Annotated in this window: 22 protein-coding genes; 10 read left to right on the forward strand and 12 right to left on the reverse strand. The window is 39.6% G+C overall.

What is annotated here, in order from left to right:
• Positions 1–9 precede the first annotated feature (9 nt).
• From infC to QE422_RS12640, 9 genes are all read left to right on the forward strand, one after another.
• Entirely contained in the window at positions 10–510 is a 501-nt protein-coding gene (gene infC, locus QE422_RS12600) for a translation initiation factor IF-3 (RefSeq protein ID WP_307458844.1), read from the forward strand.
• Positions 511–767: 257 nt separating this feature from the next.
• A complete protein-coding gene (locus QE422_RS12605) occupies positions 768–1589 on the forward strand; it encodes an alpha/beta fold hydrolase (RefSeq protein WP_307458847.1) in 822 nt (273 codons plus the stop codon).
• Positions 1590–1930: 341 nt separating this feature from the next.
• Complete coding sequence (gene rpmI / locus QE422_RS12610) at positions 1931–2128, forward strand: 50S ribosomal protein L35 (protein ID WP_307458848.1); 198 nt, start codon at positions 1931–1933, stop codon at positions 2126–2128.
• A 119-nt stretch (positions 2129–2247) separates the two neighbouring features.
• Complete coding sequence (rplT, locus tag QE422_RS12615) at positions 2248–2592, forward strand: 50S ribosomal protein L20 (RefSeq protein WP_149245792.1); 345 nt, start codon at positions 2248–2250, stop codon at positions 2590–2592.
• A gap of 101 nt (positions 2593–2693) precedes the next feature.
• A complete protein-coding gene (locus tag QE422_RS12620; protein WP_307458852.1) occupies positions 2694–3869 on the forward strand; it encodes a M20/M25/M40 family metallo-hydrolase in 1176 nt (391 codons plus the stop codon).
• Between the two features lie 23 nt (positions 3870–3892).
• On the forward strand, positions 3893–4804 hold the full coding sequence (locus tag QE422_RS12625; RefSeq protein WP_307458854.1) for a M28 family metallopeptidase: 912 nt from the start codon (positions 3893–3895) through the stop codon (positions 4802–4804).
• Between the two features lie 429 nt (positions 4805–5233).
• The gene (locus tag QE422_RS12630; RefSeq protein WP_307458856.1) at positions 5234–5764 is read left to right on the forward strand and encodes a DUF3575 domain-containing protein; all 531 of its coding nucleotides are present in this window, start codon (positions 5234–5236) and stop codon (positions 5762–5764) included.
• 31 nt (positions 5765–5795) lie between these two features.
• Complete coding sequence (locus QE422_RS12635; protein ID WP_307458859.1) at positions 5796–7754, forward strand: S8 family serine peptidase; 1959 nt, start codon at positions 5796–5798, stop codon at positions 7752–7754.
• Positions 7755–8052: 298 nt separating this feature from the next.
• Entirely contained in the window at positions 8053–9450 is a 1398-nt protein-coding gene (locus QE422_RS12640; RefSeq protein WP_307458861.1) for a hypothetical protein, read from the forward strand.
• Positions 9451–9639: 189 nt separating this feature from the next.
• Here the strand turns inward: QE422_RS12640 and hisIE are convergent, their stop codons facing one another.
• The 8 genes from hisIE to hisG all read right to left on the reverse strand — a co-directional run bounded on the left by hisIE (position 9640) and on the right by hisG (position 16940).
• Positions 9640–10230, reverse strand: coding sequence for a bifunctional phosphoribosyl-AMP cyclohydrolase/phosphoribosyl-ATP diphosphatase HisIE (gene hisIE, locus QE422_RS12645; protein ID WP_307458864.1), 591 nt, complete (start codon positions 10228–10230; stop codon positions 9640–9642).
• The gene (gene hisF, locus QE422_RS12650) at positions 10227–10979 is read right to left on the reverse strand and encodes an imidazole glycerol phosphate synthase subunit HisF (RefSeq protein WP_307458867.1); all 753 of its coding nucleotides are present in this window, start codon (positions 10977–10979) and stop codon (positions 10227–10229) included. The genes hisIE and hisF overlap by 4 nt, the downstream gene beginning before the upstream one ends.
• Positions 10980–11388: 409 nt before the next feature.
• Positions 11389–12102: a 1-(5-phosphoribosyl)-5-[(5-phosphoribosylamino)methylideneamino]imidazole-4-carboxamide isomerase gene (gene hisA, locus QE422_RS12655; RefSeq protein WP_307458870.1), complete on the reverse strand. Its 714-nt coding sequence runs from the start codon at positions 12100–12102 to the stop codon at positions 11389–11391.
• A 2-nt stretch (positions 12103–12104) separates the two neighbouring features.
• The gene (gene hisH, locus QE422_RS12660; RefSeq protein WP_307458873.1) at positions 12105–12683 is read right to left on the reverse strand and encodes an imidazole glycerol phosphate synthase subunit HisH; all 579 of its coding nucleotides are present in this window, start codon (positions 12681–12683) and stop codon (positions 12105–12107) included.
• The gene (hisB, locus tag QE422_RS12665; protein WP_307458876.1) at positions 12683–13777 is read right to left on the reverse strand and encodes a bifunctional histidinol-phosphatase/imidazoleglycerol-phosphate dehydratase HisB; all 1095 of its coding nucleotides are present in this window, start codon (positions 13775–13777) and stop codon (positions 12683–12685) included. Before hisB ends, hisH begins: the two co-directional genes overlap by 1 nt.
• A complete protein-coding gene (hisC, locus tag QE422_RS12670; protein WP_307458878.1) occupies positions 13774–14802 on the reverse strand; it encodes a histidinol-phosphate transaminase in 1029 nt (342 codons plus the stop codon). The genes hisB and hisC overlap by 4 nt, the downstream gene beginning before the upstream one ends.
• Complete coding sequence (hisD, locus tag QE422_RS12675) at positions 14789–16081, reverse strand: histidinol dehydrogenase (protein WP_307458881.1); 1293 nt, start codon at positions 16079–16081, stop codon at positions 14789–14791. The genes hisC and hisD overlap by 14 nt, the downstream gene beginning before the upstream one ends.
• Position 16082: 1 nt before the next feature.
• Positions 16083–16940 carry an ATP phosphoribosyltransferase gene (gene hisG / locus QE422_RS12680; protein WP_307458884.1) on the reverse strand — a complete coding sequence of 286 codons (858 nt, stop codon included), beginning with the start codon at positions 16938–16940 and terminating at the stop codon, positions 16083–16085.
• 431 nt (positions 16941–17371) lie between these two features.
• On the opposite strand from hisG, the gene QE422_RS12685 reads away from it, so the two are divergent.
• Positions 17372–18199 (forward strand): hypothetical protein, encoded by an 828-nt coding sequence (locus QE422_RS12685; RefSeq protein WP_307458889.1) that lies wholly within the window; start codon positions 17372–17374, stop codon positions 18197–18199.
• Between the two features lie 78 nt (positions 18200–18277).
• Here the strand turns inward: QE422_RS12685 and QE422_RS12690 are convergent, their stop codons facing one another.
• The 4 genes from QE422_RS12690 to QE422_RS12705 are packed head-to-tail and all read right to left on the reverse strand — an operon-like array spanning position 18278 to position 22246.
• Positions 18278–19372 (reverse strand): glycosyltransferase family 1 protein, encoded by a 1095-nt coding sequence (locus QE422_RS12690; protein WP_307458892.1) that lies wholly within the window; start codon positions 19370–19372, stop codon positions 18278–18280.
• Positions 19369–20145: a polysaccharide deacetylase family protein gene (locus tag QE422_RS12695; RefSeq protein ID WP_307458895.1), complete on the reverse strand. Its 777-nt coding sequence runs from the start codon at positions 20143–20145 to the stop codon at positions 19369–19371. Before QE422_RS12695 ends, QE422_RS12690 begins: the two co-directional genes overlap by 4 nt.
• Positions 20146–21075 (reverse strand): glycosyltransferase family 2 protein, encoded by a 930-nt coding sequence (locus QE422_RS12700; protein ID WP_307458897.1) that lies wholly within the window; start codon positions 21073–21075, stop codon positions 20146–20148. It abuts the gene before it with no gap.
• 4 nt (positions 21076–21079) lie between these two features.
• Positions 21080–22246, reverse strand: coding sequence for a glycosyltransferase family 87 protein (locus QE422_RS12705; RefSeq protein ID WP_307458899.1), 1167 nt, complete (start codon positions 22244–22246; stop codon positions 21080–21082).
• Positions 22247–22269 lie beyond the last annotated feature (23 nt).

The following is a 22269-nucleotide window of genomic DNA, read 5'->3' on the forward strand; positions in this document are numbered from 1 at the left end:
GACTTACACTTGATCAACGATAAAATTCGTGTGAGAGAGCTTCGTTTGGTGGGCGATAACGTAGAGCCGGGAGTCTATCCTACTGATAAAGCAAAACAGATTGCCCAGGAACAGGAACTGGATCTGGTAGTAATTTCCGATAAGGCTGAACCGTTTATTGCTAGAATATTGGACTATAAAAAGTTCTTATACGAGCAAAAGAAGAAACAAAAGGAATTGAAAGCCAAGCAGGTAAAAGTGGTTGTAAAAGAGATCCGTTTCGGGCCTCAGACCGACGAGCACGATTACGAATTCAAGAGAAAGCATGCTGAAAAATTCCTTGAAGAAGGTTCAAAATTAAAGACCTACGTATTTTTTAAAGGACGTTCGATTATCTTTAAAGACCAGGGAGAAATCTTACTTTTAAAACTTGCCCAGGAACTGGAGCACGTTGGAAAAGTAGACCAGCTTCCTAAGCTTGAAGGAAAAAGAATGATTATGATGATGAGTCCTAAAAAACCAGCTAAATAATCGATAGCCGGATCTTTAGATCCGAAATTACAATATACAGCCTCAAATTTTTTTGAGGCTTTTGTTTTTTCAACCATTTAATTTTAATGAATTATATTAAAGTTCTTTTATAAATTTATAGCAATTACTGAATAATTTTTAGTTTTTACCATACATCAAGATTATCCGTTTAATTTCGTATTAGATTTGCTTCAGAAAATGAGACAATAAAAACTCATTTAAAAATTAAAATTTAATAACAATTAAACAACAAAGCAATGAGTACATTAAAATTAAAAGACGGAACAGAAATTTTCTATAAAGATCAGGGAGAAGGTCCTGTACTGATGTTTCATCATGGATGGCCCCTATCTTCTGATGACTGGGATGCACAGGTTATTTTCTTTTTGCAAAGAGGATATAGAGTCATTACTCATGACAGAAGAGGTCACGGGCGTTCAAGCCAGAATATTTATAATCATACAATTGAACAATATGCTTCTGATGCGGCAGAACTGGTAGAGTTTCTGGATCTGAAGGATGTTGTGCATATCGGACATTCTACCGGCGGCGGCGAAGTAATCCGCTATGTAAACAAATATGCTAACGGAAGAGCAAAAAAGGCTGTACTGATAAGCGCTGTTCCTCCGGTTATGGTAAAAAGCGAAAACAATCCTGACGGTATTCCAATGGAAGTTTTTGATAACATCAGAGATCAGACCTTAAATAACAGAAACCAGTTTTATATTGATTTAACGGTTCCTTTTTATGGCTATAATAGAGAAGGTGCAGTGGTAAAGGAAGGCGTACAGAGAAATTGGTGGAGACAAGGTATGATGGGAGGAATTGTAGCCCATTATGACGGAATTAAAGCTTTTTCTGAAACAGACTTTACCGAAGATCTGAAAGCTGTAGATATTCCGGTACTGTTGCTGCACGGCGAAGACGATCAGATTGTTCCTATCGAAAATTCTGCAATAAAATCAGCAAAATTGTTGAAAAACGGTAAACTGATTACTTATCCAGGTTTTCCGCACGGAATGCCTACTACCGAGCATCAAACAATTAATAAAGATCTTCTGGAATTTATTGAAGCTTAAATTTTTTCAGCATAGAATAAATAAAACTACAATCGAAATTTTTTGGTTGTAGTTTTATTTATGCCTGATCCTGGAATTGAACTCTAGACTCTTTTTATCCTCGATTGAGTAGCGTATTTGAGTTCTTTATGTATTTGAAAGCGAAGCCGCCAAAACCAGTCAAAGCGTATCACGTAAGTAAGAAATGACTCCTTAAGATAAATACATCTAAATTCCTTATTGAAATCTGCAAAAACCCTTTAAGATATCAGTTTTTTTTCTTAATTTTGCAGCCTATTATTTCCGGGATTCGCCGGAAACCAAAAACAGATATTGATAACAAAACAATAAAAAGCAAGACAATGCCAAAATTAAAAACGAAATCAGGTGCTAAGAAACGTTTTGCTCTTACCGGTTCCGGTAAGATCAAAAGAAAGAATGCTTTCAAAAGCCACATCTTAACTAAGAAAGAAACTAAGCAGAAGAGAAATCTTACGCAAACTTCTTATGTTGCTTCTGTGGACGAGAAAAGCGTACTTCGTCAATTAGCCATTAAGTAGTTTTTATAAATCTATATTCGGTTTATAAGAATTCAAACAAATTCAACATTTTAACCCTGAAATGGAGCCCCTAAGAGTAATGTAACCATTACCGCACATTTCAAAAAAACAATTAAATTATGCCAAGATCAGTAAATGCGGTAGCTTCAAGAGCTCGCAGAAAGAAAATTTTTAAGCAAGCTAAAGGTTTTTTCGGTAGAAGAAAGAACGTTTGGACAGTAGCTAAAAACGCGGTAGAAAAAGCAATGCAATATGCTTACCGTGGTAGAAAAGAGAAGAAAAGAAACTTCAGAGCCCTTTGGATTACGCGTATCAACGCAGGAGCCAGAGAGCACGGAATGTCTTACTCTCAGTTTATGGGAGCTCTTAAAAAGAACAACGTTGAGCTTAACAGAAAAGTTTTAGCAGATTTAGCAATGAATCACCCTGAAGCTTTCAAAGCAGTTGTAGATCAAGTAAAATAATGTAAAATTTTTGTTATCAATATAAATCCTGGGTTTTTTGCTCAGGATTTTTTTATTATTTACATTTGTTCATTATTAAAAATGTAAAATTTTCTTCACCCGTGAAAAAAATAACGACTCTACTGCTACTTTCTTTATCATCATATAGCCTGCAGGCACAAAGTTTTATCCAGGCTTATAAAAACAGGGCCGACCAGGTATCACAGACCAATGTTACCAATATTTTGCAGGATTTTCAGAATCTTGGAGTAAAAACAACCGGCTCTGCCGCCAATACCAATACGCTGAACTGGCTCAAGGCGAAATACCAGGCGATGGGTTACACAGCCAGCCAGATTACGGAAGACCCGTTTACTTTCGGGAGCAATGTAAGCTCGAAAAACCTGATCGTTACCAAGACCGGAACAGTCTATCCCAATATTTATGTTATTATCTGCGGGCATTATGATACCATCACAGGCCCGGGAGTAAGTGACAACGGAAGTGGTACCGCTATTCTTCTGGAAGCCGCAAGAATCCTGAAAGATATCCCTACAGAATATTCTGTTAAATTCATCCATTTTTCCGGAGAGGAACAGGGACTTCAGGGAAGCGCGCATTATGCTGATAATGTAGTTTTCCAGAATAACGTACGACAACTGAATATAAGACTGGTTTTCAATATTGATCAGGTAGGTGGGAAAATAGGAAACAGCAATACGGCGATCAAATGTGAGAGCGACCAGGCAGGTATGACCTCCAATAATGCAGCCTCCCAGGCCTTTACCCAGCAACTGGCCAATTGTACAACGCTTTACTCCCCGCTGCAGACCGTCATGTCGAACGCCTACTCTTCCGATTACGTGCCTTTCGAACAAAACGGGGATATTATCACCGGCTTTTATGAAAATGTGCGAAGCTACAATGAACACACTGTAAACGATACTTTTGCCAATGTAGATCCAACCTATGTCTACAATGTCGGAAAGGCGGCAGTCGGTGCTTTACAGCATTTTGCAACTGCTTCTACTACCCAGCTGGCAACGGAAGAAGTACAGAAGAATCATTTGGAATCGGTAAAAGTGTATCCCAATCCTGCCAAAGATTATCTAAATATCGAACTTCCGAAAGATGTAAAAAATTTCAGGCTTGAAATTTCAGATATGAATGGTCGCCTGATCCTGAACAGAGAAAATGAAACCAAGGTAAATGTTTCCGGATTATCAAGCGGTGCTTACCTTATTACTGTGAAGTCTGACGGAAAAACAGCGGTACGAAAAGTTATTATTTCAAAGTAGTTAAATTCCTGTTATCTGATCCCATGAAAAAACTAATAATCACAGCTCTTCTTGCCCTTTGTATCACCCCTTCCAAAGCGCAGAAATTTGTCCGTAAATACCAGGACCGTGTAGACCAGGTGTCTAAAGACAATATTATAGCGAACCTTAAAGCCTTTGAAAAACTCGGCATTAAAACAACAGGGTCGGTAGAAAACGATAATGCTTTGCAGTGGATCCGGCAACAATATCTTTCTTATGGTTATACGGAAGATCAGCTCATGGCAGATCCGTTTTCCATTGGCAAAGAGAAATCCAGTAATCTGATCATAACCAAAAAAGGAACGGTGTATCCGGATCGATACGTGATTATTTGCGGGCATTTTGACAGCATCAATGGCCCGGGCGTTAACGATAACGGAAGCGGGACATCGATTATCCTGGAAGCAGCAAGAATTTTAAAAGACATCCCGACCGATTATTCAATTAAATTCATCCATTTTTCAGGGGAAGAACAGGGACTTTACGGCAGCAGGCATTATGTAAATGAAGTGGCCTATACCAGAAAACAACGCAATCTTGATATTAAAATGGTTTTTAATATTGACGAAGTTGGCGGCAAAAAGGGCATGTTTAACGATACAGTATTCTGTGATGAAGATCAGGGCGGAAACTCAAAAAATAATACGGCTTCAGCTCAAGTCACCCGCGAGCTGATGAAATGCACGGCTTTATATTCACCGCTGAAAACAGAAATCGATCCGGCAGAAGACAGCGATTATATTTCTTTCGAGAAAAAAGGCGAAGTCATTACGGGATTTTTTGAATATCTAAGAAGCGACCTTCCCCACACCAAAGATGATACCTTTGCCAATACAGATGTGATGTATGTCTACAACATCGGAAAAGCAACATTAGGTGCCCTGCAGCATTTTGCGGGTGCAGATCATCATTAATAAGAAATCATTTCATCATTTATAAAAACCTGCAGATGCAGGTTTTTTTGTTTGGATCTATCGCATATATTACCTTATTATTTGGATTTGTCACTTTTAGTCTATTTATATAATCATATACTAACTCACAAAGGTATCCATCGTCATTTAAATTTGTTGCTTAATCACCACAAATTAGGTTAGCGGAATCCCTCGTAAAATGAATATTTATTTTTAATTCAAAATTTATCGTATTTAAAAGCAATCTTTATTTTAATAATATTCCGAAAACAATACTCTGAAAAACAATCGTTTACATCCAAAAGTACTTCATTAGTACTTCTGTTTTTTCAATATATTTCACAATTACCGTTTTATTTGCAAACGTATTTCCGGCCGGATATTACGGCTTATTATTCATCAAAAAATATAAACTTAAAATTTAAAGAAATGAAAAAACTATTTGTTGTGACTTTTGGCATTCTTTCAATTGCAGCATCCGCTCAGCAGAAAAACTCAATTAAAGTTAATCCTGCATCTCTGTTTCTCGGAGGAGGAGATGATCTGGTGACTTACGAAAGAGCAATAACTGAGCATTCCAGTGTGGGCATTAGTGGAGGATATGGAGAATTTAAACTAGACAATTATAAGTATTATTACACTGGTGGAAGTGTTTTATACCGTTACTATACGAAAGAGGCGCTGAAAGGATTATATTTTTCCGGGACAGCAGGTTTCGGCGGAGGCCGTGCAAGCTATAAATCCAGTAATATAAAGGGTAGCAATGCATACACCGCATTTAATATTGGAGCACTGGCCGGTTATCAATGGGTATTCAACAGCGGTTTTACCATCGATGTGAATGCAGGTGCGTCGTATGTAACATTTAATTATAAACACGAAAATAAAATGCCTACAAGTGGTAAAGTTACAGGTGGAGTTTTACCGACTGTGGGTGTAGGCTTAGGATATTCCTTCTAAAAAAATCTAACACAATCAAAAAAATATCCTTATGAAAATAAAATTAGTGTCCATTTTTCTATGTATAAGCCTTGCTGCTGGTGCACAGGCTTATGAGGAAAGATCTCAGATAAGAAAGACGTATGATGGGCAAAAGCTTTTGCAACTGAAACAGAGTAACGAAAAGACCTATGCTGAACAGCAGTTGAAGATTAAGAATTATCTGCTGCTAAACCCCGGAAAGAAAAAGCAATTCCAAAAAAATGGAAAGCTCTATTTTCTGCACCACATTGATGCTGACGGAAATGCTATTTATATCACCACAAAAGATCTTCAGCAGATCCAGCATACGAAGTCCAATCAGCTCTATCAGGGCGGAAGTTTGGGCGTCAATATCACCGGCACCAATATGGTTGCCGGAGTCTGGGACGGGGGACAGATCAACCCCAATCATGAACTTCTGACGGGTAAGGTGCAGATGCAAAGCGGGCAAACCTTAACAAGCAGCGCGGGAGACTCCCATATGAATGCGGTAACGGGAATTTTGGCAGGCAGAGATCTTTCTTCCGGAAATTACAGTACCCTGGCTGCCGGAGCGAAAGGAATAGCTTTTGATGCGACAACCAAAAATTATGACTGGGATAATGACGTATCTGAAATGGCCGATTTTGCGGCACAAGGTTATCTGATCTCCAACCATTCTTATGGATATATTAATACAACCGATGTTCCAGTGTGGGTATTTGGGGCCTATGATAGCACATCAAAAGATTGGGATGTATTAACGAAGCAAACCCCTTACTATTTACCCTTTATAGCAGTAGGTAACGAGCAAACAGATCCTGAGAGTGGAAATCTTGCAGATGGCGGATATGATATGATTACCGGTTCTTCGGCCTCTAAAAATGTAATGACGGTTGGTTCTATAGAATCGGATAATTCAATGAATGATTACAGCAACTGGGGACCGACAGATGACGGAAGGGTAAAACCTGATATTGTAACTCTGGGTTCTACTGTTAATACAGCGAATGTAGATACTTCTGTTTCTCCCGTTTCCAACAACAGCTATACGGGAAATGTTCCTGAATCCTCCGGAACTTCTTATGCATCGCCTGCTGCGGCCGCTGTAGGGCTTCTTCTGCAACAGTATTATCATTCGCTATTCGGCAGTTATATGAAAGCGTCTTCATTGAAAGCACTCATGCTGCATACAGCTGATGATGCAGGAAATGCAGGTCCCGACGCGAAATTCGGATGGGGGATCTTAAATGCAGAAAAAGCTGCGCAGACCATTCAGCAGATGCAGACGGGAGGAACCGCTAAATTGGTTGAATATATGGCAAACCCTGCCAATAACAGTTCAGATGCATTAACTATAACCGGCGTCAGCGGCCAGCAACCCGTAAGGGTATCTATATGTTGGACAGATGATGAAGGCCCTGAACAGACTTCTGCCGATGGTATCGATAACACGACTTCACGATTAGTATACCGATTTGGCGGTTCATTAAAAATTCAGGCTACGGGATCGGCTGCGGTTGAAAAATTTACGTTTAAACCTTTAAGCGTTACCAATCCTCAGGCTATTGCCGTAGAAGGAACGGGAATATGGGATAATCCGGTAGACAATTATCAGCAGATCAACGGATCCGGTATCGATAATGCAGGCATAACTGTATCAATTTACAAACATACTTCCTCACCTGCAACGGTGAAACCTTTTTCGGTACTCATAACAGGGCTGAAATCCAACACGGCATCCTTAGGAACTGCCGCAGAACGTACCAAGGAGAAAATTGTTTTCCACGATTCGGTAAACGGTTATCTGAGAATGATTTCAAACCGTGCCGCTGATGGTTTCGGATCATATACCATCTATGATATGTCCGGAAGGATCATACAGTCAGGAAAAGAAGCGTCCAATGAGATTTCAGTTAAAAACCTGCAGAAAGGAGTTTACATTCTCCATTATGCAAATGCGAAACAGGCATTTAAATTTAAGCTGTAAAATTTCACCTAATATATTAAAGATTAACTTCAGATATAAAAAAGGGTATTTTATATAGTGATTTGGTGATGCCGTCCGGAAATCTTTCGGGCGGCTTTTATTTAAATCCCAAGTTATCTTATTTATCTTTATCTTCGCATAATCGTATATCACATTAATACAATGTTTTATATTTATGAAACACAATGAATCCAAACGCATTATCTTACATAAGGTATTTAAAACATTTTTTATTTTCGTCTTTCTGCTGCCCATAGGTATTTATTCTCAAAATTTCAATGAGAAAAAAACTGATAGTTTGCTGCAATTGGCAGATCATTTTATAAACAGAAATTATAGGCAAAGCCTTGCAGATGCCACTAAAGCCTCCAAAATCGCTGAAAAAGATGAAAATTCTTCCAAAAAAGCATGGTCTTACTATTACATTGCCAAATCATTAATTTTTTTAAAGGAATTCAGAAAAAGTACCTATTATATAAACAAAGGACTAAGAGAAGAATCAGCAGAGCAGGATCCAATTCTAAAAGCTGCGCTACTGCATCTTAAAATCGGTATTTATAGCCGTTTGAAAATGAATAAGCTGATGCATGAAGAAAGCATGAAAATTTTGGATCTGTTGAATGCCAACACATCAACAGAAGGCCTTGTGATTAAAGCCAAAACTTTATATGGTCTGAGCCTTATAACTGATCATCAAAAAGAATCGGATAAACTTGCCTATGAAGCGCAGACGATTTTGAAGCATATTCCCGACAGTCAATACAATGCCATTAAGGAAACTTTTAAGTTTAAAGCTTACTTTTATAATTTTAGAGGTGAAGTTTTCCTGGAAAGAAAAATGCCGGATTCGGCGCAATATTATTTGTTTAAAGCTTATCACTACAGTAAGATCGAAGGCTTTATCGCAAAAAATACATTCTATGCTTCTATTGGAAATCTATACTCTCAAAAGAAGGATAATAGAAAAGCTCTTATTTATTATTTAAAAGCTTTAGACGATATCGATGCTTATGACAAAAATGCCTTTGCTAAAAACGGCCCTGGACTATTAAAAAAAATTTATACTATTTACCAGTATTTTGGAGATGAAAAAAAGTACAAATACTATTACGACCGTTATCGTATAGCTAATGAACAACATCTTCAGCATATTGATGATGAAGTACTGACCACAGCAAACGAAATTACCCATGAGAAGGTTTCCGCGGAAAAGGCACGTACGCAGACACAAGACGTAATCATTATATTGATTCTTGTTTCTGCTATCTCAGCCATTATATTTTTATGGTGGCGTAACAAAAAAATACAGCAAAAAAAAGATCTTCTCATCAGGCACAGAGAAACCACTCTTTTGGAGACTGAACAGAAAGCAACTGCCTTATCTTTAAAAGTCGAAGATGCGCTGATTGACGTAATAGAAGCTGCAAAAAACAACCTCCAGGAATTCTGGCCGATGTTCCAAAAGCTATACCCTGATTTCAGCGGAAAAATACTTTCTGTGAATCCCGATATCAGAACGTCGGAACTTGTTTTATGTGCTTACGCATTTCTGGGCTTTACAACGAAAGATATTGCAGTCTATACCTTTAAGGCGGTTCAAACCGTTAAAAACAACAAGCATAATCTGCGCAAAAGACTACAAATTCCTCCAAAGCAGGACCTGAATGTATGGCTAAGGGATTTTTATCAGAATTAATTCTATACAGTACCACGATAGTACCTTCTAAAATTGTAGGAATTATTGCTTTGGCTTTACTTTGTCTCAGCAAAATTCATTACTTATTAAGCCTATACAGAGGGGAAGTTTTAATTAATTCAATAAAATTTATAAGTAGTTTAGAAAAATTATTTTGATACAAACCATCTTTCTGTTCCCCTCTGTTTTTTATTTTATTCTTTGAAGCAATATTTTTTCAATATCGCTTAACTGCCTGTTTTTAGCCTTCAGTAAAATTAGAAAATGATACAGCAGATCCGCCGCCTCATTTTTAAACAGATCATCGTTGTTATCTTTGGCTTCAATGACGAGCTCTACCGCTTCCTCTCCTACTTTCTGGGCCATTTTGTTGATGCCCCGCTGAAATAGTGAATACGTGTAAGAACCTTCTGTTTTTTCATCGATTCTCCGGCTGATCTTTTCTTCCAGCTCATATAAAAATCCTTTGGAATGCTTATTACCAAAACAGCTGAAGCTTCCCGTGTGGCAGACTACATTTTCAGGAACGGCTTTAATTAGAATCGTATCCTGATCACAATCGATTTCTATGCTCTTTACGGTTAAAAAGTTTCCGGATTCCTCTCCTTTTGTCCACAGCCTGTTTTTCGAACGGCTGAAAAAAGTGACTGTTCCTTCCTGTCTCGTCTTTATAAAAGCTTCTTCGTTCATATAGCCCAGCATCAAGACTTGCAACGTCCTGTCGTCCTGGATAATAACCGGTACCAGACCGTCCGGGCTCTTATCAAAATCAATATTCATCGTACTGCAATTTTTTTAGTTTTTAAATTATTTTTCAGATCCTGGATCCTGATTTCCCCGAAATGGAAAATGCTTGCCGCTAAAGCTGCGGTTGCTTTTGTTTGGGTAAAAACTTCTTCAAAATCTTCTGTTGTACCGGCTCCTCCCGAAGCAATCACCGGGATGTGCACATTTTCGGCCATCAGTTTGGTTATCCTGATATCAAATCCGTTTTTGGTACCGTCGCCGTCCATTGAGGTCAGTAAGATTTCACCGGCTCCCAGTGCTTCAGCTTTTTTGGCCCACTCGAGCGTTTTCAGATCCGTTATTTCTCTTCCGCCTTTGATGTGCACATAATCTGCACCATTTACCCATTTTGTATCAATGGCAACGACTACACACTGGCTTCCGAAGGTTTCGGCGAGTTCAGAAATCAGCATCGGGTTTTTAACCGCTGATGAATTAATGCTGATTTTATCGGCTCCGGCATTCAGCAACTCTCGGACATCCTCAACCGACGAAATACCGCCGCCCACCGTAAAAGGAATGCTCAGTTCCCGGGAAATCCTTTTGACCAGCTCGGCAAAAGTCTTCCGTTCTTCAATTGTGGCCGTAATATCAAGGAAAACCAGTTCATCCGCACCTTCATTTTCATATCTTTTAGCCAGCTCCACAGGATCACCGGCATCCCGTAATCCTTCAAAATTGATTCCTTTAACGGTAGTTCCATTTTTGATATCCAGACAGGGAATGATTCTTTTTTTTAGCATTGTAAATAGTTTAAAGTTTTTGGTTCAAGGTTGAAGGTTCAAGGTTCAGGGTTTATGGTTTTATTTTGTAAATCCGGACTGTCATAACCTCCAGCAGATGTCATCGATCTTCAAGGATGATCATGTGGTTTCGATTACCTCAGCCATTGCTGTTAAATTTAATGTTAATAAAAATCTTAGATTTTCTTCTAATGTGATCTAAAATCTGTGCAACATAAACAACTTAAATCTCATGTGACTCATGTGTTATAATAACTTTTGTGACTTTTGCGGTTAAAGTAAAAGCATCAGCCAACGAAAATGGCACAGCCTATGAAAATCTTAGATTTTCTTCTAATGTGATCTGAAATCTGCGCAACATAAACAACTTAAATCTCATGTGACTTATGTGTTACAATAATTTTTGCAGTTAAATAAACTCCTGTAATTCTTCCAAAGAAATCTTTCCTTCGTAAATCGCTTTTCCGATGATCGTCCCGGAGCAGCCGATCTCTTTCATCTTTTTTACATCGTCAATACACGAGATTCCGCCACTTGCAATTAAATTAACTTTTGTTTTATTTACGATTTCAGTATACAATTCATCGGAAGCTCCCTGAAGCATCCCGTCTTTTGCAATATCTGTACAAATGACGTTTTTAATTCCCTTTTCACGGTATTGAAGAATAAAATCGATAACATAAAGCGTACTTTCCTCCATCCAGCCGGAAGTTTTGATCTTCCGGTGCTCACAGTCGGCTCCGAGGATGATTTTTTCGGGACCGTATTTCTGAATCAGATCAATGCAAAACGCGGGATCCTGAACGGCTATGCTCCCGATCGTAATTTGTGCTGCCCCGGAATCAAAGGCCGTTTCGATGTCTTGAAGGGTTTTCAGGCCTCCGCCAAAATCAATTGTAAGAGACGTTTCACTGGCAATCTTTTCAAGAACTTTGTGATTGACAATATGCTTTGATCGGGCACCGTCCAAATCCACCAGGTGAAGATGTTGAATGCCATAGCTTTCGAATTCTTTGGCTACTTCCACCGGATTTTCGTTGTATATTTTTTGGGTTGCATAATCCCCTTTGGAGAGACGGACACATTTTCCGTCGATGATATCAATAGCAGGAATAATTTTCATTTTTAAAGTTTTAAAAAGTTTTCCAATAGTCTGCTTCCAACGGTTCCTGATTTTTCCGGGTGAAACTGCATGGCATAAAAATTATCTTTCTGCAAAGAGGCACTGAAAGGCAGAATATAATCGCAAACAGATGTTGTAAACTCCGACAGCTCACAATAATAACTGTGTACAAAATACACGTCATTATTTTCTTCACTTCCTGAAAACAGATTGGATTTTACTTCCGAAACCGTATTCCATCCCGTATGCGGAACAATATCTTTTGGTGGAAACTTTTTTACACGGATATCGAAAATTCCCATTCCTTCTGTATTTCCTTCTTCATTACTGCCGCACATCAGCTGCATCCCGAGGCATATTCCCAAAACAGGTTGTCTCAAGGACGGTATCAGCAGATCAAGCCCTTTTTCTTTAAGGTTTTTCATAGTGGATGATGCTTCCCCGACTCCGGGAAAGATTACCTTATCCGCATTTCTGATGGTATCGAAATCATCCGTAACTACCGATACTGCTTCCAGCCTGTTCAAGGCATTCTGTACGGAGCTTACATTTCCTCCGTTGTATTTGATGATCACTATCATTATAAACTTCCTTTGGTTGATGGTACATTAAAATTCCGGTCGGAGCGGTTAACCGCCATCTTAATGGCTTTGGCAAATGCTTTAAAGACCGATTCAATTTTATGGTGTTCGTTGTCGCCTTCAACTTTGATATTAAGGTTGCATTTGGCAGAATCGGTAAACGATTTGAAAAAGTGATAGAACATTTCAGTCGGTACATCACCGATCTTTTCCCTTTTAAAATCAGCTTCCCAAACCAGCCACGGGCGTCCTCCGAAATCCAGGGCAACCTGTGCCAGACAGTCATCCATCGGAAGCAGGAACCCATAACGTTCAATTCCTTTTTTCTTTCCCAATGCCCGTAAAAATGCTTCTCCCAAAACAATTCCGGTATCTTCGATCGTGTGGTGCTCATCTACCTGCAGATCACCCTGTACGGCAATTTTCAGATCAAGATTTCCGTGCTTTGAAATCTGTTCCAGCATATGATCAAAAAAGTGCAGTCCGGTGGAGATTTCGGATTTTCCGCTTCCGTCGAGATTAAGTTCGATTTCGATTTGGGTTTCATTGGTCTTTCTCTGCACTTTCGCTTTTCTGGGAATTTGTTTCAGGTATTGGTAAATATCCTGCCAGCTGGTGGTTGTTAAAACCGCCTCCTCATGAGCTGAACTGCTGATAGAAACAGCCTGTGCTCCGAGGTTTTTTGCCAATTGGATGTCTGTAAGACGGTCCCCGATGACAAATGAATTGTTGAGATCATAATTTCCGTAAATATATTTCCCCATCATTCCGGTTCCGGGCTTGCGGGTCGGCAGATTTTCATGTTCAAAACTTTTATCGATTAAAATATCACTGAAAACAATGCCTTCATTTTCAAATGTCTTGAGCATCTTTTCCTGGGGCTTTACAAAATCCTCAAAAGGAAAGCTTTCTGTTCCCAAACCGTCCTGATTGGTCACCATTACCAGTTCAAAATCCAGCTCATTGGCGATTCTGGAAAGATTCTGAAAAACACCCGGATAAAATTCGAGCTTTTCCAGGGAATCCACCTGATAATCCACCGGTGGTTCTATAATTAAAGTCCCGTCACGGTCTATAAATAACACTTTTTTCATTCTATGCTTTTTAACAGTTCAATTAATTGGATATTCTCTTCGCGGTTTCCGACATTAATCCGTAGGCATCCGGGAATTTTCGGACTTCTTTTGCTGGTCAGGATTTCATTGGCCAGCAACAGTTCATATATTTTTTCTACATCCTTAAATTCAGTAAGGAAGAAATTCGCATCGCTCGGATATACCTTTTGTACACATTTCACACGCTGCAACTCATTACTCAGCCATGATATTTCTTTTAAAGTATTTTTTATATTTTCTTCTATAATATCCTTTTGGTCAATCAATTCAATGATTTTATTTAAACTTAATGAATTGACGTTATAAGGGGCTTTAACGGTATTGATCAGTGCAATAATTTCTTTTGAAGAATAAGCAGCTCCTACCCTTGCCCCGGCCATTCCCCAGGCTTTTGAAAAAGTCTGGAGAACGATAAGATCTGAATACTTTTCCAGCAGGCTTATACTTGATTGTTTTCCTGAAAATTCGATGTAGGCTTCATCAACTACAACTATTCCTTTAAAGTTTTGAATATAAAACTCGATGTCTTCCACCAAATTTCCGGTAGGATTATTGGGTGAACAGAGGAAAAAAACTTTAGGATTCTGCTCTTCCGATATGTTGAGAAAGTCATCTTTACTGATTTCAAAATTCTCGTTCAGTTTCAGCTGCAAGACCTGATTGTCATTTACTGAAGCGTAAAATCCATACATCGCAAATGAAGGATTCATCATCAGGATGGAATCTTTTTTAGGCTCACAGAATACTTTAATGATGAGGTCGATCAGCTCATCACTTCCGTTTCCTACAGCAATCTGATCGGAAGAAATATTTTTCAGAACCGATAATTTCTCCTTCAGCTTTTTCTGGGTTGAATCCGGATAACGGTTCAACTCGCCGAAAGGGCTTTCATTCGCATCCAGGAAAACCGGGTTTTCAAACTTACTCACATCCCTGAAACTTACATAAGGCTGAAGCTCAAGGATATTCTTGCGTACTAAATTTTCAATATTAAATGCTTTCATTCTGTTCTTTTAACCGGATGGTTACGGCATTTTTGTGAGCGGATAACCCTTCCGCTTCTGCCATGATTTCTATTGTTTTACCTAAATTCTTCAATCCTTCTCGGGACAGATTCTGGAATGTAATTTTCTTTACAAAACTGTCTAAGGACACGCCGCTGTAATTCTTTGCAAAACCATTGGTCGGAAGCGTATGGTTGGTTCCGCTGGCATAATCTCCGGCGCTTTCGCAGGAATAATTGCCTAAGAAAACGGAGCCTGCATTCTCTATTCCGGAAATATATTGTTCAGCGTTTTCCAAGGCTAAAATCAAATGTTCCGGAGCATACAGGTTGCTGAATTCCAGTGCTTCTTCCACTGTTTTCAGCAGGATAAAATGACTGTTTTTTAAAGCTTCTCCCGCCAATTCATTTCTGGGAAGTACGGCCAACTGCTTTTCCGTTTCTTTCACTGTTTCATCCAGGATATTCTCATCGGTTGTCAGGAAAATAACCTGGCTGTCGCTTCCGTGCTCCGCCTGGGAAAGCAAATCCGCGGCACAGAACGCCGGAACCGCCTGTTGATCTGCAATCACTAATACTTCGCTGGGTCCGGCAGGCATGTCGATAGCCACTTTGTAATTCTGGGCAAATTCTTTCGCTGCCATCACATACTGGTTTCCCGGACCAAAAATTTTGTAAACAGCGGGAATACTTTCCGTACCCAGGGTCATGGCTGCGATCGCCTGTGCACCGCCGGTTTTGAATATCTCGGTTACTCCGCAAAGATTTGCCGTATACAAAATGGCAGGATTGATGTTCCCGTTTTTGTCCGGAGGGGTACAGAGGATAATTTCTTTACAGCCGGCAAGTTTTGCAGGAACAGCAAGCATCAGTACGGTAGAAAATAAAGGAGCTGTTCCCCCGGGAATATAAATGCCTACTTTTTCGACAGCGCGGTTCTCGCGCCAGCAGATCACCCCTTTTGTGGTTTCGATTTTTTCGGTCTGCGGAATCTGCGAGCGGTGGAATTTCTCAATATTTTCTTTGGCCTGCTGAATTGCCTGTTGTAATTCTTTGCTTATGAGTTCTCCTGCCTCATCGATTTCCTGTTGTGAAACTTTTATATTCAGGACTTCAGCATTATCAAACTTTTTGCTGAATTCGATTAAAGCACGATCGCCGCTCTCTGCCACCTTATCAAATATTTGAGCAACGGTTTCGGTAAGTTTATCTTTTTTTAATACCGGCCTTTTTACCAGTTCTGTCCAGGTTTCTTTCTGCGGATATTTATTTATTCTCATGCTAGATCACCATTTTATCAATTGGAATTATCAGAATATCCTGGGCTCCTTTTTCCTTCAATTCATCGATCACTTCCCAAAACCTTTCTTCATCGATCACGGAATGTATGCTGCTCCACCCTTCCTCCGCCAACGGAATCACGGTCGGGCTTTTCAGTACGGGAAGAGTTTTGGAGATCAGCCCGATTTTATCATTCGGAACATTCATCAGGATGTATTTCGAGTTTTTTGCTTTTAAAACCGCTTTTATCCTGAACAGGAATTTTTCCAGAATTTTGGTTTTTTCTTCATCCAGTGCCGCTGTTTTTGCCAAGACCGCTTCAGATTTCAGGAGCATAACGGTTTCCCTTAACCCGTTTTTAAATAAGGTGCTTCCGGAACTCACAATGTCACAGATCCCGTCTGCAAGTCCTATGTTCGGGGCGATTTCTACCGAGCCGGAAATGATGTGGATGTCTGCTGAAATATTATTTTCCTGAAGGAATTTTTTTAACGTATTCGGATAGGAGGTTGCAATTTTTTTGCCCTGAAAATAGCTGATGTCATCGGTTTCAATTTCTTTCGGAATGGCTAGGGAAACCCTGCATTTTGAAAATCCCAAAGGCTGGACAATCTCTATGTTTTTCTGCTTTTCGGCCAAAAGGTTTTCTCCGACAATGGCGACATCCACTACGCCATCTTCCAGGTATTGGGGAATATCAGAATTGCGGAGGTACATGATCTCCATCGGGAAATTATCTACGGAAACCTTTAGCTGATCTTTTCCATTGTTGATGAAAATGCCGCAGTCTTTAAGCAGCTGAAGCGATTCTTCATAAAGCCTTCCGCTTTTTTGTATGGCTATTTTTAATTTACTCATTATTTTCACTTTTGCTGTGCCTGAGTAAACCAAAATGAATTTATTGAAACCAATTGCCCGGGAAGAATTGGGAAACAAAAAAACCGCCTGTTTACTCAGACGGTTTTCTTTATTTTGATTTTTAACATTGTAACATATCAATCAGTTCCGTCTTAGCAGAGATGATGATGATAATGATGTACGGTTAAAAAATTCGGTTTCATTGTTGAAATTTGTACTGCAAAGGTAAAGGATTATTTCTGACCGGTGCAAATATTTGTACGTTTTTTTTATTTACCGGTAAAATAATCAACTCAATCAACTGATGTAAATCCTTATTTTATCGCCGTTTATCAGCAGCTTTTGATATATTTGCTTTTTCTAAAATATACGGTCTAAGTAGATCAATATCTGTCTGTATCAATCGGAAATAATTAATTTAAATACTGAAAATGGTAAAACAACTACTAACGGTAATGTGCCTCGTTCCGTTTATTTCGAACGCTCAGGTTGGCATTAATACAACAAATCCTCAAACGACTTTTCATGTAGACGGTGCAAAGGATAATCCCACGACAGGCGCTCCTTCGGCTTCTCAACAGCTTAACGATGTCACCATTGATGCCAACGGAAATATCGGTGTCGGAACTATTGCCCCATCTGCAAAACTTCAAATCAATGCGGGATCAGGAAATGCCCTTAAAATTACCGATACTTCCGAAGGGCTGGGAAAAGTACTGACTTCCGATTCCAGTGGAAATGCAAGATGGGCTGCTCCCGGAACAAGCTTTGCAAAATTAGCTACCATCCCGACCACCGAACAGACGGTCGCTACGATTGATGATCCTCTGATTTCCGGAGATCAGCGGATTGCTTATTCAGGTGCTTATGTCACGTTGTCCCCCGGAAAGTACCAAGTGAATTTTACCATGTGGTGTGCCCCGACAGGCTCTAATGCCGCTTCTTCGAATGCCAATGACGGTTTTGCCTCTGTTTTTCTTTCGACGTCTTCATCGGCCAATACCGCACCGGATTACCTCACTCCGATCAAGTCCATTATTATTCCGAGGTTATATAATGCGGCTTCCGCAAATCCTGATTATTACGGATCAGGAAATATCGCCGTGAATATTACACAGCCTACAACACTGTACCTTTGGGTGTATATGTCCGGTGGAAACTGGTCCAGCACGGCAACTAGAAGCATCCGTTTCAGGTTTGATCCGGGAAGCTACGGTCCGTATGTTCAGATGTATGCCGTTCCTTTCGAAGTGGAATAGATATGATCTTCAAATATCAATTAAAAACGTCCGGAACTTATTTCCGGACGTTTTTGTTTTATAATATTTTTATAGATCTTAATGGATAAGGCTTCTGTAAAACCGCATAAGCTGCCCTGCGATTGTCTCATCGCTAAATCTCTGAACAAAGCTGAAGCCTTTGTCAGCACGCCGTTTACATTCCGCTTCATTCTCCCAGAGGAAAAGGATTTTTGCCCGGATATCAGAAACATTTTTCGGATCAACATATACAGAATCGGGCCCGCCCGCTTCAGGAAGGCAGCTGGTATTGCTGGTAATGACTACGGTTCCTGAAAACAAAGCTTCAATGACAGGAATTCCGAAACCTTCAAAAAAGCTTGGATAGATAAAGATCTGCGCCAGCTTATAGATGGCAGCCAGTTCATCCATGGAAACACCTTCCAGAAAATGAACTCTGATGTTATTCTGCTGAACAAACCGTTCTACCTTTTTGAAATAGCTTGTTTTTTTTCCTATCACCACCAATGGAATATCCGAACCTTTTAATGCCTTAACCACATTCAGCAGATTTTTACGCTCCTCGATGGTTCCTACATTCAGTATAAACTTTTTCGGAAGACTAAATTTATTTCGGGTATTCATGATAAATTCCTCAGACTGCTGCTCTTTGAAAGCCTGGTGACAGCCTTGGTAAATCACTTCTATCTTGGTTTCGGGAACCTTTAAAAACTGAATGATATCGCGTTTGGTCTGTTCCGAAATCGCAATAATCTTATCTGCAGAGGCAGCTGCTTTCCGGAATTTCCAAAGATGGATCTGACGGTCGAAAAACGAATAATACTGAGGGTACCGTAAGAAGATCAGATCGTGAATCGTAACTGCTTTTTTTATTGGCTTCCCATCCCATTTCAAGGGCAGTTCACCGGATAATCCATGAAAAATATCGGCATCTAACTGCTGTGCATCCTTACCCATTTTAAACTGTCGCGACATCCTCCCTTTAGAAGTTTCTACAAAACGGACATTGGAACGCTGTACAATTTCAGAGCCCCGTTCAGATTTGTTTTTATTTAAAAGAAGGTATTCATTTTCCGGGAAATACTGGGATAACATTCGCACCAGGTCGCGGGAATAGTTTCCTAGTCCGGACGTATTGTGGAAAAAGCGTTTGGCATCATATGCTATCTTCATGATTCGATCTGTTTTTGAAATTCCTGGAAAGTTCCGAAATTATATTTTTTATTTTTTAGCCAGGAAATAAATTCCTCAAATCTTTCCACCATATCCTGTCCTGAATTTTTCACCGTAAAACCGGGTAGTTTGAAGTCTTCATCCTTGATCTCCGCAAATTCCCACGGATGAAAGTAAACGTTGAGATAACGGTCTTTTTTCAGCGTATCCGAAGCTAATTTTTTATAGAAGGACAACGGGAAATTATGAAAGCTCAGCCAAAACAGCGGAATCCTGAAATTCGGTGAAACCGAAGCGGGAATCTGAGTTACTTTTCCTTCTTTAAAATAGGTTCTCGAAACTTTCAGGTTGTTATACCTTCCGGGGAGAAACGTGGGATTGATAGAAGAATTGTAGGAATATCCTGCATCTTCAACGGCATTTTTGCTAACGGGCATCATCCTGGGCATCCGTAATCCGGTTACTTTTGTAGAGAACAGTCCTTCAAGCCTGTTTTTGGATTCCTTCAGATGCTTTTCTTCAAAATCGGAATGGAACCAGGTATGAGAAGCCAGTTCATGGCCTTCATTCAACAATCTTTCAATCAGAGGTCTGCTGTTTTCCGCAAAAACTACGGTAGAAAAAAAGGTAGCTCTTACCTGATGCTTTTTAAGTATATTTAAAATCCGTTCAAGCCCTGTTTGCGAAATTGAAATTTGTTTTTCGAAAGGAATCCGGCCCTTATATTCTAACGGCATATCAAATTCCTCGATGTCAAAACTTAATAAAACCATTTAAAAGTTTTTGTTTTTGATGATGTAATTGGGTCTTTCTTTAACCTGCTTGAATATTTTGCCTAAATAAATCCCGATGATTCCTAAAATAATCAGCTGTAATCCTCCGAAGAAGACGATGGTCATAATCAGCGAAGCCCAGCCTGAAATTTCCGTATGGGTTAAAAATGAATAAATTACATAACCGGCATAAATGATCACCGAAAAAAGAGAGAACAAAAAGCCCAGATAAGCCGCAATATAAAGCGGTTTTACACTAAATGCCGTAATCCCAGTGAAGGCGAAAGTAATCATTTTTTTGAGATTGTAGCTGCTTTCTCCGGAAAGCCTTTCGTTGGCGGTAAACTCAATTCCGGTCTGTTTAAAGCCCATCCAGCTGGTAAGGCCACGCAGGAAAAGATCGTCTTCATTCAGCCCCCTCATTACTTCTACTGCCCCGGCATCCATCAGTCTGAAATCCGATCCACCGCCTTTGGTTAAATTGACATCAGAGAGACTGGATAAGAGTTTATAAAAAAAGTCGGACGTTTTTCTTTTAAAATAAGAAATCTGCTTCGGATACGTTCTTATGGTAAAAACGATATCATAGCCTTCTTCCCACTTGCGGATCATGTCCGGGATCATTTCCGGTGGATGCTGAAGATCGCCGTCCATCGAAATCACCGCATTGCCGTGGGCATTATCAATTCCTGCTTTTACGGCAGGCTGATGGCCGAAATTCCTGGAGAATTCTATAAATTTCACTTCCGGATGTATTGCAGAAAGTTCTTCGAGTTTCTGTTGGGTATTGTCTCTGCTGCCGTCATTTACAAAAATAACTTCAAAATCATAATGGCTTAATCCATCAAAAACTTCTTTAATTTTCTGATGGACTAGCGCCACATTGCCTTCTTCATTATGGGCAGGAATTACGATAGAAATCTTTTTCATGTAATCAGTTTAGACGGTAATCTTTTTCAAAATCTTTGGTTAGCAGCTCATAAATTACCCTAAACCAAACAACAATACAAGGTACGGCTTTCAGGGAATATTTGATGATGTAATTTTCTCTTACGAATTTCGGAAACAAATCCGAAGTTGAGAAACACGTCAGAATAATCACGAAAACCAATAGCCCGATGGTAACAGGGGTCCGCTGTTTTTGAAGGAAAAACCAGACCATTACCCCTACGACAGCAATAATATACGTCGGCGATTCCGAACTTGAGCTGAAAAGTACCAGAAACAGCAAGGTGGAAGCAAGAATCATCAGCTGGAATGCATAATTTTTATACTGTTTGATCCTGATATAAGGGAGCGCGAAAAGCGGTAGCCCAAAAGCCAGAAATGTAAGATTGGAAATCGAAGCATCGCCAAGAATTCGTCTTACAAATCCCATTAAGGAAATATCCTGATAGGAAGTTAATCCCTGATTCTGCCCGTTCTTTTCGGCCAATGCCTGGAACCAGTCTGCATAACTCTGTACCACAAATCCGGGGCTCGAATAAATCATCGGAACCACAAAGAACAACACTGCAATAACAATGGCTGACAAAATATATTTCAATTTGTTTCTGATAAAGAAAAACTGCGTCAGTCCAACGATACCGTAAATTTTCACAAAAAAACCAACCATCATGGCTGCGGCGGCACTCTTTTCCCTGTTTTCATAAATATAAACGGCACCCAGCATAAGAAGAGCCACCAGCGCAATGTTAAACTGAAAATACAGCGATGAAGTAATGTATTCCTGCAAACAGAACAAAGCAAACAGCGCTTTTTTAGGATCTGAAAAAGGCAGCTTGTAGATGGCGTAGAGAAAAATGGCCGTATTGGCAACATTCCACAGGCAGATTCCCATCCAGTCCGGCATCAATGCGAAAGGCGCAATCAGAATGCTGAAAAATATCCCGTAATGGTTGGAATCCTGATACAGATCGGGATACTGCAGATAAAGATTTCTTTCGTTGAGAGTATTAAAAAATACATTCTTAAAGATGAGGTAATTGTTGATGGAATTCCCTCTCAGATATTTGGAAACGGCTGTTACAACAGCTATAATAAGATAAACCCCAAATATATATTTAGGGTTTACAAGTATTTTAAGAAATTTTTCTTTCAAGACGTGAGGTTTTAGTTTAAAAT

It is taken from the genome of Chryseobacterium sp. SORGH_AS_0447, assembly GCF_030818695.1.
Classification (GTDB): Bacteria; Bacteroidota; Bacteroidia; order Flavobacteriales; family Weeksellaceae; genus Chryseobacterium.